The sequence below is a fragment of the Spongiivirga sp. MCCC 1A20706 genome (assembly GCF_046524175.1).
Classification (GTDB): Bacteria; Bacteroidota; Bacteroidia; order Flavobacteriales; family Flavobacteriaceae; genus Spongiivirga.
Window position 1 is genome coordinate 769253 of sequence record NZ_JBEFZF010000001.1, and the last position, 16472, is coordinate 785724.

Here is a 16472-nt window from a genome sequence, read left to right on the forward strand (position 1 = left end):
TTTTAAAATTGTATACCGTTATTATAACAAAAGACAAATTTAGACACGGTAAATTTTATTTTTAATACAATATAAAACAAGACCTATACGACTTCTCACTTCCAATTTTTCAAAAAGAGCTTCACGATAGCCGTCGATTGTTTTTGGACTTAAAAACATTTCAGCGGCGATTTCTTTATATGTTTTTTCGGTACAAGCTAGTTTTAAAAACTCAATTTCTCGCTCTTTAAGCTTTACTCTGTCAGACTTACTGCCGTCTAGTGAGCCAAGCAAGGTATTAGAAACCTTATCAGAGTAATAAAAACCTTTATTCATTACGTCGTCAAGAGCCTGTTTAAAAACTAACGGCTCAATATCCTTTAGTAAGTAGCCTTTTGCACCGTGGCGTAGCATTTTAATAATGGTATCTTCATCATCTTCCATTGAAAGTGCTAATACTTTGACATCGGGACGATTCTGTTTTAACCATTCCATTGTTTCAATGCCATTCATAATTGGCATGTTAATGTCAAGTAATATCAGGTCAGGGGTACGGTTGGTAGCTTCAAGCTTGTCAATAAGTTCTTTACCGTTTAGGGTATGATAGGCAACTTCATAATTAGGGTATGAGTTGACCAGTCCTTCTAACGAGCCTGCAAACAGTTGATGATCATCAACAATTACTACATTATGTTTGCTCATTTTGGTTTTGGTTTTTGTAAGGATAAACCAATTTTAGTTTAACGCCTTCATTATATTTTGAAGTCAGATAAAAGTCCGCTTTAATCAGCTCGGCCCTAGACTTCATGTTGATTAGTCCAAGTCCACTTTTAACTTCATTCATATTAAAGCCCACGCCATTATCTTCGGCGCTGATGGTTAATTTTTCAGTTTCATAATCTAATTTTACATCTAACTTACTGGCTTTTGAGTGTTTAGTAACATTAGAAAAGAACTCTTGAAATATCCTAAAGATAATAATTTCATCTTTATTATTGATTTCTTTCGCTTCTCCTTTGACATCAATAGAAGCTTCCAAAAATTTGACACGGTTGAAGCGTTGCAATTCCATTTTAATGGCTTCCACAAGCCCAATATTCTGTAAAACCTCGTGATTAAGCGTTCGCGAAAGCATACGGATGTCTTGCAAGCTTTTGCCTATAACATCGCTCACCTCTGCTAATGCCTTTTGATTGGTTTCTTTTACCTGGGTTGACAACATATTAAGTTGCAACTTAGCAACCGATAATAATTGTCCAATATTGTCATGCAGCTCCCAGCTAATATTTTTCAGTGTTTGCTCTTGAATTTCTGATTGCGAATTGGCCAGTTCAATTTCAAATTTCTGCCGCTCTTCAGCTTTTTCAATAAGTAATTGGTTTTTGCGCCTTTGAAATACAGAGAAAATGATCACAATAAAAATAATGATCGCTAATAATATCGAGGATGATATAATTACTAATAATTGAATTTCTTCTTGCTCCATAAGACTCCAATGAGAAAAGAGATATACATCAAAATATTAAGGGTAATTAAAACTAAATCGTAAACTTTATTATTTTCAAAACCAAAATACTCTATGGTGTATCTAAAGGGTAGATAGGGAACATGAAATAATAAAATCCCTAGGCTAAACCAAAAATAAACAGATCTTTCAAATTTCAAAATTCTCTCCGATCTAAGAAATTCAATTAGATAAGTAAAAATTGAAAGAATAACTAATAAAACTCCCCATGAATAAACATATGTTTGTCTTTGAGAAATTATATCTTGAATAAAAATTGAATTAACAAGAGTAAATAAAATAAACACTATGAATCCTGCCAGAAGCAAATGCTTTTTTACCGTATTGTTCATAAGGCTACGGTACCATAGAATATAAAATGAAAACTGTAGAATCGTATAAACATTTGAAATCAGAGGAGAAGTATTTATCTGTCTATCAAATAATAAGTAAACAGACCGATAAGAAAACTCAGCCAAAACTATCAACCATAAAGACCAAAGAAAATATTTGGCTCTTCCAAAAGAATATTTCTTATAGTTTATTGTAGCAACTATTGCAACCAGAAGAGCCAAATAGGCAGTAAAATGATCAGGAAGATAGCTCAATCTATAACCTTTTTAATTATTGTTGTGGATAGGTTGCAGCCGGAGGATCTCGATCTCCTCCATATTCCAAAAGATCTATTCCCGGAATATCATCATCATTATCTTGAAACATCATGGAAGAAAACATATTTCCCTCTTGTTTTGGCCTTAGTTTTCCTGTTGGTGAAATGAATACCGTTAATTCGTCACTTTTGCGATCGTATTTTTTATCCTTTGGAAAAACTCCAAAATAAATACGATATCCTGTAAGGTCATAGCCTAAACTGTCGGCTTCATACTTAGCATGCTGCATATATGTATTTAATCTTTCCAACGAATATGCGCTGGAAGCTGATAACTTGAACGTAGGCTTCACCAAAGGCTCTTCCTGTTGCTGCTTTACCATTTTTTGCATCATTTCTGCAACCGGACCTCTCAAACTAGCTCGTTGCTTTACATCTAAACCTTGTAATTCTTCTAGCAATTGGAAATAGCGAACTGCTATTTCATCATACGTCTTGATGTCCTTAACAAAGTTTTCACTTAAGGTAGTCGCCTCCGTCGGTGTTAGCGTTCCATCTGGCTTATCAACTTTTACGCCTCCATCTTCTTTACAAGAATTCATGAGGAGCATAATTCCCGTCAAGACCATTATTAAGGGAAGTTTTTGAATAACTTTTTTCATTTTTCGTGTTGGATTGGTTAATAGAATAGTGAAGGTATATAAAATGACCTCCAAATGAAAAGAAAGACAACATTATGGGGAAAATACCCTATCGGGTTTGGGTGTTTACCGTTCTAAGTGGTTCGTTGTCGGTCACTAGTTAATATCAGTTTGTCGTTGGGTGGTAGTAAATTTATATTCAATTTTAGTTTTAGATCATATCTCAAACTTGACAAAAAAGCTATTGTTCACAACGGCTTAGCTTTCTTAAATTGTAGGGTTATTGTCGTGCCCAACTGCGGTGTACTTTCGATGGCAATTGTTCCGCACATAGCTTCCATTTGGAACTTCGACAGGTACAAACCAAGCCCCATACCCTCGCTCCGCTCGGGATGAAATCGAGATCCTAATGTGAATAACTTATCTTGGTATTTTTCTATATCGAGTCCAAGTCCATTATCCTGAATTGTCAATACCACTTGATCATCATGCTCAATAGCTAACATCTGCACTCTTGCAATGGCATTTTCTTCACTGAAGCGAAATGCATTGCGCAACAGCTGTATCATAATATTAATCACGAAATGCTCAATACCTATTACGTGAATGCTACTGGGTATGGCAGCAGTGACATCTACTTCAAAGCGCTCGACCGAGGTATTTAATTGATGCAGCGCCTTGTACACTGCATCCCCTAAATGAACCGGATGTAATTTGCTTTGTAAATCTTTCTGTTCCAGTATTAGATACTGGTTAATGTTAACCACTGTCTCTTCTAAACGTTCGGCAATTGATTGAATCATTTTAACCAAATCTTCTTCCCCCTCATTTGGTGTAATCATATTGGCTAATGGCAACAAATTTGCAACCAACACTCGAACATTATGAGAGGTCATGAATGAAAAGTCTTTGAGACGCTTATTCTGCTTCTCAGTCAATTTTAATAACCGTTCATCAAGACTTTGTTTTTTGGGTTGTTTACTCATTGATGGATGTCTGTTGCATTGCTAATAGGTCTATAATAAGATATCTTAGTTCCTTCTTGTTTATTCTTATATTACCATCGCCAAAATTCCTTAATGTACTTTCCATCTCATTTCTTACAACTCCGTTTGATTTAATGACCTGTGCAATATCAATATTACCTATACTAATAAACACCTTAAATACTGCTTCATACTCTTTGGCATAATCATTTATCAATGATACGGTTAGCTACTTTTTTACCATCATTCGCATTAAGTTGTAGTATGCCTTTAGTAAGAATGAAACTCTTGTATTCAACAACATGAGCGTTTAGGATGGTACACTGTATCATATAAGTCTATTGAGTGATACCCAAAGATAAACCATCTAAATACCACCTAACAGTAACTTCAATCTTTAAGATGTAAATTCTTTTATTTTACTTTGGAAGTTGTCCTTTCGAGAAGTTCATTGTTGTGCTCAAGACTCTTATTGGGCTTTTTACTTGGATTTTTTTGTGCTTTCGTTTCTAATCTAAAATCGATTTCAATTTCTTTGTTTTCTAAGTACAATTGGAACATAACGCATTTTTTTTGGTTTAACTGTTGTTTTCTTTTTCAATTAAAAAACTAAACTATAGTCCCGCGATCAATCATAATGGAGTATTTCCCCTTAAATAACAGGTAGCACTACATCATCAACTAATTGGTGTGTTTGTTTCAAAAATGCTTACTTGTTAGGGAAGAAAAAAGCAGGTTCGAAGTTGAAAATTGATAATAGCTGGTTGTTATCTAATTAAAAATAGTAAAAAAATCACAACTTATAGCTAAAATAAACATTGAGTATTTACTGTTCGAGGAATTAAAGAATATTTAAAATGATACTAAAGCGTTTGAAAATACATTTATATAATTGAATAATAGTTATTTACATTTTTAATAAAAGTTATGAGGTATGTGTTATTTCGACTAGCTAAACGAAAAATGTGATAATAGACAATCTCATTTTTTCTATTAATTAAAACCCAAATCAACCTAACCAACCTTCTCTGTCTAAGCTTCGGTATTGAATTGCTTCAGATATGTGATCACCCAAAACAGTCTCGCTGCCTTCTAAATCTGAAATTGTTCTTGCTACCTTCAAAATTCGATCATAGGCTCTAGCAGAGAGATTGAGGCGTTCCATTGCCGTTTTCAAAAGTTGCTTAGATTCGCCACTTAATTCACAATACTTCCTAATTTGTTTAGTACTCATTTGGGCATTATAATGCACATTGGGTATACCTTCAAAACGGTTTGTTTGTATTTCTCTTGCATTAGTTACCCGTTGTCGAATATCGACGCTGCATTCTCCTTTTCGGTCATCAGAAAGCTTTTCAAAGGGTACAGGAGTCACTTCGATATGAATATCTATACGATCTAATAATGGTCCTGAAATTTTCCCTAAATAACGTTGCATCTCAGAAGGAGTGGTCATGACTGGTGCATTGGGATCATTAAAATAGCCTCCAGGACTGGGATTCATGCTGGCGACCAACATAAAGCTACTTGGGTAGGTCACTGTGAATTTAGCCCTTGAAATGGTTACTTCTCTGTCCTCTAATGGCTGACGCATTACTTCGAGTACACTTCTTTTAAACTCAGGTAGCTCGTCTAGAAAAAGGACTCCGTTATGTGATAATGATATTTCGCCAGGTTGCGGATAAGCACCTCCACCAACTAATGCCACATCAGAAATAGTATGATGAGGCGAACGAAATGGCCTATGAGACATTAATCCACCATGCTCCTTAATTCGACCAGCCACACTATGTATTTTTGTTGTTTCTAGTGCTTCATGAAGTGTCATAGGGGGTAAAATACTTGGTAGTCGTTTTGCAAGCATAGTTTTACCTGATCCTGGCGGACCTATAAGAATAATATTATGACCGCCTGCCGCGGCAATTTCCATGCAGCGCTTAATACTTTCCTGACCTTTTACATCAGCAAAATCAAATTCGGGGAAATCTAGATTCTTATAAAATTCTTCTCGTGTGTCTACTAGAGTTGGTTCTAGTTTTCTCTTATCATTAAAAAAATCAATGACCTCCTCAATGTTATCTATACCATAAACATCAAGATTATCAACAACCGCCGCTTCTTTTGCATTTTGTTTAGGTAAAATGAAACTTTTGAACCCTTCTTCACGTGCTTTAATTGCAATTGGTAAAGCCCCTTTTATTGGTTGCAGCGATCCATCTAAAGAAAGCTCACCCATGATCATAAATTCATCCAAATTTACCGCTTGTATTTGATTTGAAGCGGCTAAAATTCCAATTGCCAGAGTAAGATCGTAGGCGGACCCTTCTTTTCGTAAATCAGCGGGCGCCATATTAATGGTAATCTTTTTTCCTGGAAGTTTATAGCCCGTATTTTTCAATGCAGCTGCTATGCGGTAACTACTTTCCTTAACTGCATTGTCCGGTAAACCTACTAAATGATAGCCAATACCTGTGTCAATATTAACTTCCACTGTTATCGTGGTAGCGTCAACCCCAAAAACAGCACTACCATGTACTTTTTGTAGCATAATTTATTTATCTATATGAGAGTTGCACAACTTGAGCGTGCTGTTGGAAGGTAGGATACTGACTAAAATAGGAAATTATTGGTGATTATTGCAGTTTCTTACAGAGAAAAGGCATTGAAAATTGACAGGACATTGGAAAACGTTCTCGAACAAAGATTATTTAGCAACCACAACAAACTCAATTCGGCGGTTTTGCCTGTGTATTTCTTCTGTACATCGTACTTTGAAACCACAACTGACCTTGAGCTCTATTTCGCCCATCCCTTCGGTCAGCAATCGGTCTATTGAAATGCCCTTTTGAACCATATATTTCTGTACTGCCTTAGCTCTTCTAGCCGATAGATTCAGATTGAAGGCATAATTTTTTCTTAGATCAGTATGTGACCTTATTTTAATAGATACTGTTGGGTTATCATTAAGCATCTTAATAATTTGATCGATCACTTTGTACGAATCATCATCCAAGTTAGCATCTTTATTACCAAAAGTAACCTGCGATAGGTTCATAGTAGTAATCAAATCCTTATATAAATAAGGTTCAGCTTCTTCCACAACAGCCGCAACTTCCAGTTCCGGAGTTTTAATTGACACATTAATGCTTTCAGTATAGGTCTGATAGCCATCTCGCTTAATCAACAATTGTTGCTTACCTACAAAGCAACTCGTGGATATTATAAAACTACCATTACCATCAGTTGTATCGGTGCCGAGAATGTTTCCATTAACATCCATTAATGACACTGTAGCATTTTTAATTAGATTTTTTTGAGTTGCACCAATAACTGACCCCCTAACCACGGATTCACAAGTTGTCTTAAGCGCTTCTTTTCTGCTAAATTGGTAAACGTCATAACCTCCTTTACCGAAATCTCGATTCGAAGCAAAATAGCCTGTGTTATCCGCTTCATTGACTATAAATGTAATATCATCTTTTGTACTATTAACCGGTTTACCAATATTAAACACCTGAAAACCAACATCATCAAGAGAAACACTAAAAACATCCATCATTCCTAGTCCGGGATGCCCATTGGATGAGAAGTATAATTGATTAGTACTGCTAATAAATGGAAACGACTCTCGCCCTTCGGTATTTATTGCCGATCCCATGTTTTTTGGTTCTCCAAAAGAGCCATCATCCAAAATTTCTACTTCATACAAGTCAGATTCCCCAAATCCACCCTCTCTATTGGATGCAAAAATGATTTTTTTACCATTTTTATCAATTGCCGGATGCGCCGTTGAATAATCTTCGTCATTAAAGGTAACCGGTCGAACATCTTTCCATTGTTTTCCATCTCTGCTAGCCATAAAAATTTTTAAAATTCCTTTTCCTGTATTTGCCGAATTAGTGCTACGTGTAAAATACAGAGTTTCGCCATCGGGTGACAATACCGCAGATGATTCATGACCTGAACCGTTAACATCACCTTTTAGACTAGCTCGTTCTCCGGTATCGGAATAAGTGTATAAATCTAAAAATGGTTGGTTGCTCCAGCCTGACCGAACTTTTTTTGAAGACTTGCCTGAAAATGATGAGCTGAAAAGCAACCGGTGGTTAAAAAAAGTGGGGGAAAAATCGTTGTAAATACTATTAAAAGGTGCATTAACCGTCACAAAACGGTTGCTATTCATTTCTACGATCTCTATATACTGTGGGTTATTTTTATACAGTTGATAACGACGATCATTTGGGTTTTCCTTCCCTAGTTCTTCCATCCATTCATCAGCTTCTTTATACTGTCTGAAAGCCTTCAAAGATTGTGCATAACGAAATATGTAATCTTCTATATTATCTACATTTTCACGATACAGCATTAATTTTTCATACCAAATTTCGGCTTTAGAAAAATTACCTGTAAAAAAGTAACTATCAGCTAAATTCTTAATCCCGTCAACATCAACCGTATTCTTTTTTAGGTGTTTTTCATATAGCGGAATTGCTTCAGCATACGAATAGCTATCAAAGTACTCGTTAGCTTTTTGCAAAAGCTTACTCTGTGACGTGACAGTTGCTTGTGCAAGAACAAATATGATGATTAACAGTTTTTTTATCATAATCTAAAAGAAAACCGGTGATACGGCTGCTTTTTCTTTCTTAAATATCTCAAAACGCAAAAATACTTCATGTGAGCCACTCGTAGCATCTTGTAACCCGTTTAGTTGAAAATCATATGCGTAACCAATTAATATTCCTTTTGATACTTGAAAACCAGCTAGGCCACTAGCTGTTCCTCCCAATCGATAACCAAGTCCAAAAGTGAGTTTTTCGTTATATAAAAAATTAGTCGATAGGTCGACTTGTATCGGTGCTTCAGCAGTATACTTTGTTAAAATAGCTGGTTTAAATTTAAACGAATCACTGAGTTCAAATACGTAACCCCCCATTAAATAAATCGTGGCTCTTTCGACAGCAAGGCTATTTGAAGATGGATTTTCATCTGTATCAAAATGCTCAGTCTCTAAAATTGTTGGAGCCGAAAGACCTATGTAACCACTATCTCCATAAACATAAATACCAACCCCAAAATTTGGCGCAAAACGATTATCAATGTTTTGACCAAAACCCGGATCCTGTGGATCCCGAATACCAAGTTCAGAAAAATCTACTGATAACAGGTTCCCTCCCGCTTTTAGCCCAAATGCCAGCTTGGTGTTTTCAGAAAGATCAATGTTGTACGAAAAATCAACAAAGAACACTTGTTCTTTTGAGGGTCCTATTTCATCATTTAATGCTGACACCCCCAGTCCCACCTTATTTGATTCACCTAAAGGCGTATTAAAGCTAATACTTTGCGTCACTGGGGCTCCTTCTAGTCCAACCCACTGTGATCGATGAAATATCGTTCCGTTGAATAAACCACGACTACCAGCGAATGCAGGATTTATGGTCACCGTATTATACATGTATTGAGTAAACTGCGCATCCTGTTGCGCAGTCCCCAAAGCGGAGAACATAACCAATAATATAAAAAGTAATTGTCTGTTCTTCATTTTAGTTTATGTATAAATAACCTGATTTGGTAACTTGCTCTGCACCATTTGAATAGTTCACTACATAGAAATAGGTGCCTGAGGGTAAGCTTTTCCCACTTTCATTACCACTATTGGCAAAACCTCTGAAGAAATTATTCCCTATACCGTAACCATTTGTTTCGTACACTTTTGCCCCCCAGCGATTGAAAATTTCCATTTTATTGTCCGGAAACAATTCTATACCATTAATTTCTAGTTGATTGTTTAACGAATCTCCGTTAGGGGTAATCGCATTAAACTCAGTAAACTCAACGTCAAGGCTAGGATCTAAATAATCAGGAACCCCATCTTCATCAGTATCTATAGCATCATCTGGATTCCCGTCTCCATTTGGGTCCGGTGATTCATCAATAGTCAATCTTGTATCATTATCATCATCAGGATCAAGAAAATCAGGAACTTCGTCATTATCAGTATCCAAAGTTTCCCCTGTAAGTGGGTTACCATCGCCATCAGGATTTGCGCCCTCGAAAATTGTTAATACAGAATCATTGTCATCATCACTATCTTGAAAGTTGGGAATTCCATCTTCATCAGATATATCAGCCAATTCATAATTAACAGTTCCCGAATCAGGATCATCCTGCACCTGATCTGATATCCCATCACCACTATATGGCCCTTCCAAACGATTGTCTGCGGTAATGCTTTCGGCAAAATGCCCGGCTTCTACCCAATCAAACAACCCATCTCCATCTGAATCTTGATCCAAGCTATCGATTATTCCATCTTCATCGGTATCGCGACTTGCATCTCCCGCAAGTTCGACCGCATCAGGAATACCATCATTATCATCGTCAAGATCCGTAAGGTCCTGAATTCCGTCACCATCTGTATCTGCAGGGTAGGTCAATACAGTAGGATCGTCTGGTTCTCCGTCTCCATTAGCATCAACATCAGCCGTATTATTTGGATCATCAGATAAATCTTGAATCTCTTCTTGCACACCATTATTATCAAAAAATGCACTTACGGTTGCTTGATTAGATAATATTCTACTATCAATATCCGCCTGCACTATACTATAAGTAGCAGTAAATGTAGTTGTATCCTCTTCCCCGGGATCAAGACTACCTGTAAAAGTACCATTCACTGAAACCAATGGATCGTCAATAGTTATAGTAGTAAGTGGTACGTTCCCCGTATTTCTAAATGAAAAGGTATAGCTTACAGTTTCACCTATTTGTGGTAGGGCATCTCCGTTCTCATCATTAAAAACTCCTACTTTCGATAACGAAATGTTCGGAAAACGTTCCAAAATTGTTGCTGTTTCATCATCAACCTCTTCTGTATTAGGATCATCAGATAAATCCGTCACTGTACCTCCATCAGGATCAGTTCCTAAAACAGTAGCTTGATTGAATATGAAATCATTAGCCACATCTGCAGCAGTTAAGATATAGGTGGCGGTAAAGGTGTTATTGTCTGTGTCGCCCGGAGCTAGAGAAGTTAAAGGCCCACCGTCCACAGTAACAAGGGGATCACTAATCGTTAAATTGCTAATAGTAGCAGTACCAACATTAGTAATGCTAAAGGTATAAGAAACGGTTTCTCCCGCCTGCGCTGAAGCATCTCCATTTTCGTCATTGAAGATTCCTGATTTAAAAAGTTGTAATGCGGCAATGTTTGGAGCTGACGTAATTGTAGGGTCATCAGGATCGGCGGTATCCGGATCGTCTGACGCATTATCTTCTACCACAGTAGTATTATCCGGTGCCAAAGCAGTGACTCTAGCCTGGTTGCTAAATTGCTGATTATCAATATCTGTTTGCGTTATCGCGTAAGTGGCGGTAAAAGTATCTGTATTTACCGCTCCCGGATCTAACTGGGACAGAGGTCCACCACTTAATACAACCCCAGCTACATTATCAACCACCTGAATATTTTGTAAGGTGGTGTTACCCGTATTTCTAACAGTAAAATTATAGGTAATGATATCACCCGGATTGATAATTCCATCCGGACCGGCATCAAAAGTGTCATTTTTCTCCAATGTGATTCCAAAAGTTTGTATTAAGGGTACATTCGAAACAGCATTTGGTGAATCTACTTCATCCGCAGATGCAATTGCGGTATTTTCAAAAAATCCAGCATCGATATCGGCTTGCGTAATCGAATACTGAGCGGTAAAATTACTATTATTCGTCTCTCCTGCATTAAGGTTAATAGGAGATCCGGATACTACAACATCAGCATTGAGATCGTTAATTGTTATATTATTTAATGTTCTATTACCAGTATTCGTTACAACAAAAGTGTAGCTAATCTCATCGCCAACATCCGTTATTCCATTCGTATTAGCATCTACATAAGTACCTTGCTTTACCAATTCTAAAGATAAGACGGCGTCAACAGGGGTAACCGCGGTATCACTTATAATGGTTGCGCCCGTTTCTTGGCTGGTAACATTGGCCGTGTTAATCAATTCTGAATTCGTATCAATATCCTCTTGTAATACCGTATAAGTGGCGGTATAGGTGAAGGTTTCTCCGACCTCTAACGTTCCTGCTACCCCTGTTGCAAAACTCTCTATGGGAGTACTCAAACTATTTGCGCCACTTCCCGGGAAAATCTCGTCTACTACTATGTTGGTTAAACTAACCGTCCCCGCATTGGCTACTTCTATTTCGTACGTTATGACCTCACCAGGATTCGAAACTGATGAGGGGCCTGCGGTTTGCACCTTAGTAACAGTAAATAAAGGAATTCCGTTTACCGGGGTAACCGCCGTATCGGTAATGGTGGTTGGAAACTCGGTTGTCACGGCAGATGCTCGATTCACAAGTGGAATGGCAGCATCAATATCTTCTTGTGTAACTGTATACGTAGCCGTGTATACAAAGGATTCCCCAGGAGATATTTCATTATCCACTGTTCCACTTTCGACAGGGCCATTTATTGACATGGCTCCATTACCCGGAAAATCATCGGTAAAAATGAGATTCGTAAGGGTACGAGTGCCAGTATTTCGCACCGCAATTTCATATGTAAGCAGCTGACCTACAGCCGTTACATTAGTCGGACCGGCTGTTTGATTTTTGGTTACCGTTAAGGATGTAATCGGTTGGATAGGAGTTGTAGCTTGTGTCTCAAGAATTACTGAAGATTCATCGACTGTAGCACGTACCCTGTTAATCAAGTTAATCTTTGTGTCGATATCATCTTGATCCGGTTGATACCGAATGCGCCAAGTGAAGGTTTCCCCAGGACTTAAGATACCGTCAGTAGTGCCACTTTCTGTAGGAATCGCCTGTTGCGAAGAAACCCCATTACCAGGAAAAAACTCTTGAATTTGAACATTCGTTAAATTTCCCGAACCTAAATTGGTAACCACAACATCATATTCCAATTGCTCACCAGCCGTCGTAACAATATTTGGACCTGTGACTTGATTTTTTGTAACTGTAAATATCGGGCTGCCATTGACAGGAGTTGAAGCGCTAGAAGATTGTGAGTCTGAAATTTGATCAGTTGTTACTCGAACTCTGTTCACTAGGGTCTCCCCTGCAACAATATCGGCAGCAGTAGTTGTATAGGTTGCATTATAAGTGAATGTTTCCCCTGGCGAAAGTATATTGTCGACAGTACCGCTCTCAGTTGGACCATTAAGTGAATTAGGTCCTGCTCCCGGAAAAGTCTCGCTTAATGAAATAGCAGTTTGACTAAGCTGTCCTTCATTTGTAAGTACAATCGTATATTCTATAACTTCATTTGCTGCAGTAATATTGGTCGGCCCTCCTGTTTGTGTTTTTTCAATTGAAATTCGATTAATTACAGAAATCAGCGTAACTGCTGCAATATTTTCTGTAGGAAGTTCATTCGTTGTTAAGTTAACAGCATTTGTCAAACGCGAACCATTGTCAATATCAGCTTGTATGATGGTATACGAACTTGAATAAAGCCAAGTTTCTCCAACATCTAAAACACCATTAGAATCGGTATCTCCGGAATCCAATGTAAGTACGGTTCCTACAAAATTAGGGTCCACAAATTCAACAACTACTCCGCTTAACGGGATAGCCCCTAATTGTGCATTATCAACTGTAATTGTAAAATCAATAATATCACCAACTTGTGTAACCGGATTCGGTCCTCCAGTTTGCTCCATACGGAAATCAACCTGTGCATACAAATAGGTGGAAAACGACAGCATTACTATCGTCAAAAAAGATTTTAGTATTCCGCCTATGGAAATAGGTGATTTTTCATTTCTATTCATAAAGTACTATAGCCCATTACCATTAATAATAGTTGCATTCTAGGCGAAATAGGTCGGGGACTAAATGAATTGATAAAAATAGAAAAATCCATCAAGTTTAAATGCCTCGTAAAACTTAATTCTGTAATTAGGCAATATTCACGATTAACCGCACTTCAAACTCAAAGAAAGTTTAGTTTTTGAGAATATTCATCTTAATAGTTGAACTGCTATAGACCGTATGCGTTTGCCTTTTAAAATCGTCTTCTTTGGCTTTAAAAATGTTGTTTACGTAAGTCTGCGGATTAATATCGATATACGGAAACCAAGTGCTCTGAACTTGTATTTGTATTTTATGTCCTTTCTTAAAGGTGTGCAATACGTCTTGTAGTTTAATATTTACACTAGTTTTCTGATTAGGAATAAAAGGTTCTGGTTTTTCGAAACTATTGCGAAAACGTCCTCTCATTGCTTCACTACGCACCATTTGATGATAGTTACCCATTTTTAAATATTCTTGAGTTTCTTCATAATCCGGGTGATCAGGTGGATAGACATCAATTAGTTTTACTACCCAATCAGCAGCAGACCCAGTAGTGGCAACGTCTAATGCTGCCATAATATCACCAGCTAAAGTAATTGGCTCATCCAACACTTCAGTTTCAAAAACCAATACATCTGGCCTTCTGGCTGCGAAACGCTGATCATCAGTCATGTATTTTCTTGGTGTGAACACCATTTTGATATCTTCTGAATACGGCACAGGTTTCTTTGGGTCGCTAACAAAATCAACCTTTGTTAACGGCTCTCCTCGTTTAATTGAGAGTGTTTGATTTGGTTGCAAAAAATAGTTGGACTCTACGGTATTCTTCGGTGGCCAAGAATCGAAGGTTTTCCAATCTTTTGACCCTGTATCAAAAACATAAGCCTCCGGCAAGCCCGTATTCCCATCTGCTTTTCCTTTCAAAAAATGATGAAAGAACTTCGTTTCAATCTCTTCTTGAAAAAATTTGGAAATGTCATCGCCAAAATAAACATTCCCTATAGCTTGTCTTTTTTTATTTCTTGCCCAATCACCATGGCTCCAAGGCCCCATAACAATGGTGTTATAGTTAGCTGTTGAGTTTTCTTCAATGTTGGCATAAGTCTCTAAAGGACCATACAAGTCCTCAGCATCAAACCAACCTCCCACAGTCATAGTAGCTGGTTTAATATCCTTCAAATGCTGAATGATACCACGACTTTTCCAAAACTCATCATAATTAGGATGTTCTTTTAATTGTGTCCAGAAAACATTCGATTGATCATAATATTTATCAAGATTCGATAATGGACCTGCATCTAAAAAGAATTGATATTGATCTTGAGTACCCAAATCAGGAAACGAATACCAAGCTTCTTTGGTTGGTTGATCTTTCATATAGCCAAAAACTGCTGTTGCTCTCCAATAACTTAACAAATAAGCTCCATTATGATGAAAATCATCAAAAAAGAAATCGCCTATAGGTGCTTGGGGCGAAACAGCTTTCAAAGCCGGGTGTCCTGACAAAGTAGAATAGGTTGAGTAAAAACCCGGGTAGGATATACCCCAAACCCCAACGTTACCATTGTTATTGTCCACATTATTAACCAACCACTCAATCGTATCATAAGTATCCGAAGCCTCGTCCACTTGATTGCCAGATTTATTAGGTATAAACGCTCTCATATTGTCATAAACCCCTTCACTATTCCAACGACCTCGGACGTCCTGGTAAACAACGATATATCCATCTTTCATCATGGTAGTATTCGGACCAATTTTTTCCCTAAACTTGTCTTCTCCATATGGCCGGCAGCTGTAAGGTGTTCTAGACATGATAATCGGATATTTTTTAGAGGTATCCTTCGGACTATAAATAGTGGTATGAAGCTTAATACCGTCGCGCATTGCAATGGAAATCTCTTTTTTTGTGTAATGCTCTTTTGCTACATAGGTGTCAACAGCTTCTGAAGGAGTTTCTTGGGATATTTGCTCTTTACAACTGATAATCAAGAGCATACTTAAAACTAAAAAAAATCGAATCATTTGAATTGGTGTTTTAGATGCATAAATATACCACAAATAGAAAGTCTTAATCGTTAAAATTCTAATCCAATGACAAGTTTATTTTAAAAAAAGTAAAGTTTACTTTACTTTATATCAATTTTACTTTACATTTGTGGCGTTATTGATTAAAATCAATCATCAAATGAACACACGCTTTTTATTACCACATTCATTAAAAACAGTCGGCTGGATACTGTTAATTCCTAGTGTACTGTACGGAATTTACATTCACATAGTCGGCTTTGAGTTTGACGAAGTCATGAAAACCTCAGTATTTGCAATTTGGCGAGATCCTTTTTTGTCTTCAGACCCTTCCGATAACTTCTTTAAGGTTATTGAAAATGGAATTTTGGATGAAATACTCACCATTTGCATTATACTGGGTGGGATTTTTGTTGGTTTTGCAAAAGTGAAAGACGAGGATGAGTTTATTGGAAAAATTCGCACGGAATCTCTTATCTGGGCCATTTACTTAAATTCGATCATTTTTGTATTTGCAACGATCTTTGTTTACGATATGCCATATTTTAATATACTCATTTTTAATGCATTTACTCCGATCTTATTTTTCGTAATACGATTTCACTTTTTACTTCATCAATCAAAAAAGGAACTGCGTTATGAAGAATAAGATCAAAATCGCCCGCGCTATTAAGGATGTGACTCAAGGTACCTTAGCAGATGAAATTGGCGTAAGTAGACAGACCATTAATGCACTAGAGAAAGGAAAATATGTGCCATCGACTGTGCTAGCACTCAAACTGGCTCGTTTTTTCGGTCAGTCTGTAGAAGAGCTTTTTAGCTTGGAGGAAGAAGATTGATGCAATAGATGATAGCGCATGCCTAATGAAAAAAAGACATTAAGTGAAAATTTTTAGTCT

The 16472-nt window shown here is 37.2% G+C and carries 12 protein-coding genes; 2 read left to right on the plus strand and 10 right to left on the minus strand.

The window, feature by feature from the left end; translation table 11 throughout:
- Nucleotides 1-39 precede the first annotated feature (39 nt).
- The 10 genes from ABN763_RS03590 to ABN763_RS03635 all read right to left on the minus strand — a co-directional run bounded on the left by ABN763_RS03590 (nt 40) and on the right by ABN763_RS03635 (nt 15570).
- The gene (locus ABN763_RS03590; protein ID WP_410484048.1) at nt 40-681 is read right to left on the minus strand and encodes a response regulator; all 642 of its coding nucleotides are present in this window, start codon (nt 679-681) and stop codon (nt 40-42) included.
- Nucleotides 668-1465: a sensor histidine kinase gene (locus ABN763_RS03595; RefSeq protein ID WP_410484049.1), complete on the minus strand. Its 798-nt coding sequence runs from the start codon at nt 1463-1465 to the stop codon at nt 668-670. The genes ABN763_RS03590 and ABN763_RS03595 overlap by 14 nt, the downstream gene beginning before the upstream one ends.
- 642 nt (nt 1466-2107) lie before the next feature.
- Nucleotides 2108-2755, minus strand: coding sequence for a hypothetical protein (locus ABN763_RS03600; RefSeq protein WP_410484050.1), 648 nt, complete (start codon nt 2753-2755; stop codon nt 2108-2110).
- Nucleotides 2756-2982: 227 nt separating this feature from the next.
- Complete coding sequence (locus ABN763_RS03605; protein ID WP_410484051.1) at nt 2983-3720, minus strand: sensor histidine kinase; 738 nt, start codon at nt 3718-3720, stop codon at nt 2983-2985.
- On the minus strand, nt 3713-3937 hold the full coding sequence (locus ABN763_RS03610; RefSeq protein ID WP_410484052.1) for a hypothetical protein: 225 nt from the start codon (nt 3935-3937) through the stop codon (nt 3713-3715). The genes ABN763_RS03605 and ABN763_RS03610 overlap by 8 nt, the downstream gene beginning before the upstream one ends.
- A 792-nt stretch (nt 3938-4729) precedes the next feature.
- Nucleotides 4730-6268 carry a YifB family Mg chelatase-like AAA ATPase gene (locus ABN763_RS03615; protein ID WP_410484053.1) on the minus strand — a complete coding sequence of 513 codons (1539 nt, stop codon included), beginning with the start codon at nt 6266-6268 and terminating at the stop codon, nt 4730-4732.
- A gap of 156 nt (nt 6269-6424) precedes the next feature.
- Entirely contained in the window at nt 6425-8326 is a 1902-nt protein-coding gene (locus tag ABN763_RS03620; protein ID WP_410484054.1) for an OmpA family protein, read from the minus strand.
- Between the two features lie 3 nt (nt 8327-8329).
- Entirely contained in the window at nt 8330-9262 is a 933-nt protein-coding gene (locus ABN763_RS03625) for a type IX secretion system membrane protein PorP/SprF (protein WP_410484055.1), read from the minus strand.
- Nucleotide 9263: 1 nt separating this feature from the next.
- Nucleotides 9264-13523 (minus strand): gliding motility-associated C-terminal domain-containing protein, encoded by a 4260-nt coding sequence (locus ABN763_RS03630; RefSeq protein ID WP_410484056.1) that lies wholly within the window; start codon nt 13521-13523, stop codon nt 9264-9266.
- Between the two features lie 172 nt (nt 13524-13695).
- The gene (locus ABN763_RS03635) at nt 13696-15570 is read right to left on the minus strand and encodes a CocE/NonD family hydrolase (RefSeq protein WP_410484057.1); all 1875 of its coding nucleotides are present in this window, start codon (nt 15568-15570) and stop codon (nt 13696-13698) included.
- Nucleotides 15571-15733: 163 nt separating this feature from the next.
- Here ABN763_RS03635 and ABN763_RS03640 point away from each other — a divergent pair, with 163 nt between their 5' ends.
- A complete protein-coding gene (locus ABN763_RS03640) occupies nt 15734-16222 on the plus strand; it encodes a hypothetical protein (protein ID WP_410484058.1) in 489 nt (162 codons plus the stop codon).
- Nucleotides 16212-16412: a helix-turn-helix transcriptional regulator gene (locus ABN763_RS03645; RefSeq protein ID WP_410484059.1), complete on the plus strand. Its 201-nt coding sequence runs from the start codon at nt 16212-16214 to the stop codon at nt 16410-16412. Before ABN763_RS03640 ends, ABN763_RS03645 begins: the two co-directional genes overlap by 11 nt.
- Nucleotides 16413-16472: the final 60 nt, after the last annotated feature.

Coding starts and splice junctions, on each gene's coding strand:
- ABN763_RS03590 (WP_410484048.1), bottom strand. CDS start 681: ATGAGCAAACATAATGTAGTAATTGTTGATGATCATCAACTGTTTGCA.
- ABN763_RS03595 (WP_410484049.1), bottom strand. CDS start 1,465: ATGGAGCAAGAAGAAATTCAATTATTAGTAATTATATCATCCTCGATA.
- ABN763_RS03600 (WP_410484050.1), bottom strand. CDS start 2,755: ATGAAAAAAGTTATTCAAAAACTTCCCTTAATAATGGTCTTGACGGGA.
- ABN763_RS03605 (WP_410484051.1), bottom strand. CDS start 3,720: ATGAGTAAACAACCCAAAAAACAAAGTCTTGATGAACGGTTATTAAAA.
- ABN763_RS03615 (WP_410484053.1), bottom strand. CDS start 6,268: ATGCTACAAAAAGTACATGGTAGTGCTGTTTTTGGGGTTGACGCTACC.
- ABN763_RS03620 (WP_410484054.1), bottom strand. CDS start 8,326: ATGATAAAAAAACTGTTAATCATCATATTTGTTCTTGCACAAGCAACT.
- ABN763_RS03625 (WP_410484055.1), bottom strand. CDS start 9,262: ATGAAGAACAGACAATTACTTTTTATATTATTGGTTATGTTCTCCGCT.
- ABN763_RS03630 (WP_410484056.1), bottom strand. CDS start 13,523: ATGAATAGAAATGAAAAATCACCTATTTCCATAGGCGGAATACTAAAA.
- ABN763_RS03635 (WP_410484057.1), bottom strand. CDS start 15,570: ATGATTCGATTTTTTTTAGTTTTAAGTATGCTCTTGATTATCAGTTGT.
- ABN763_RS03640 (WP_410484058.1), top strand. CDS start 15,734: ATGAACACACGCTTTTTATTACCACATTCATTAAAAACAGTCGGCTGG.
- ABN763_RS03645 (WP_410484059.1), top strand. CDS start 16,212: ATGAAGAATAAGATCAAAATCGCCCGCGCTATTAAGGATGTGACTCAA.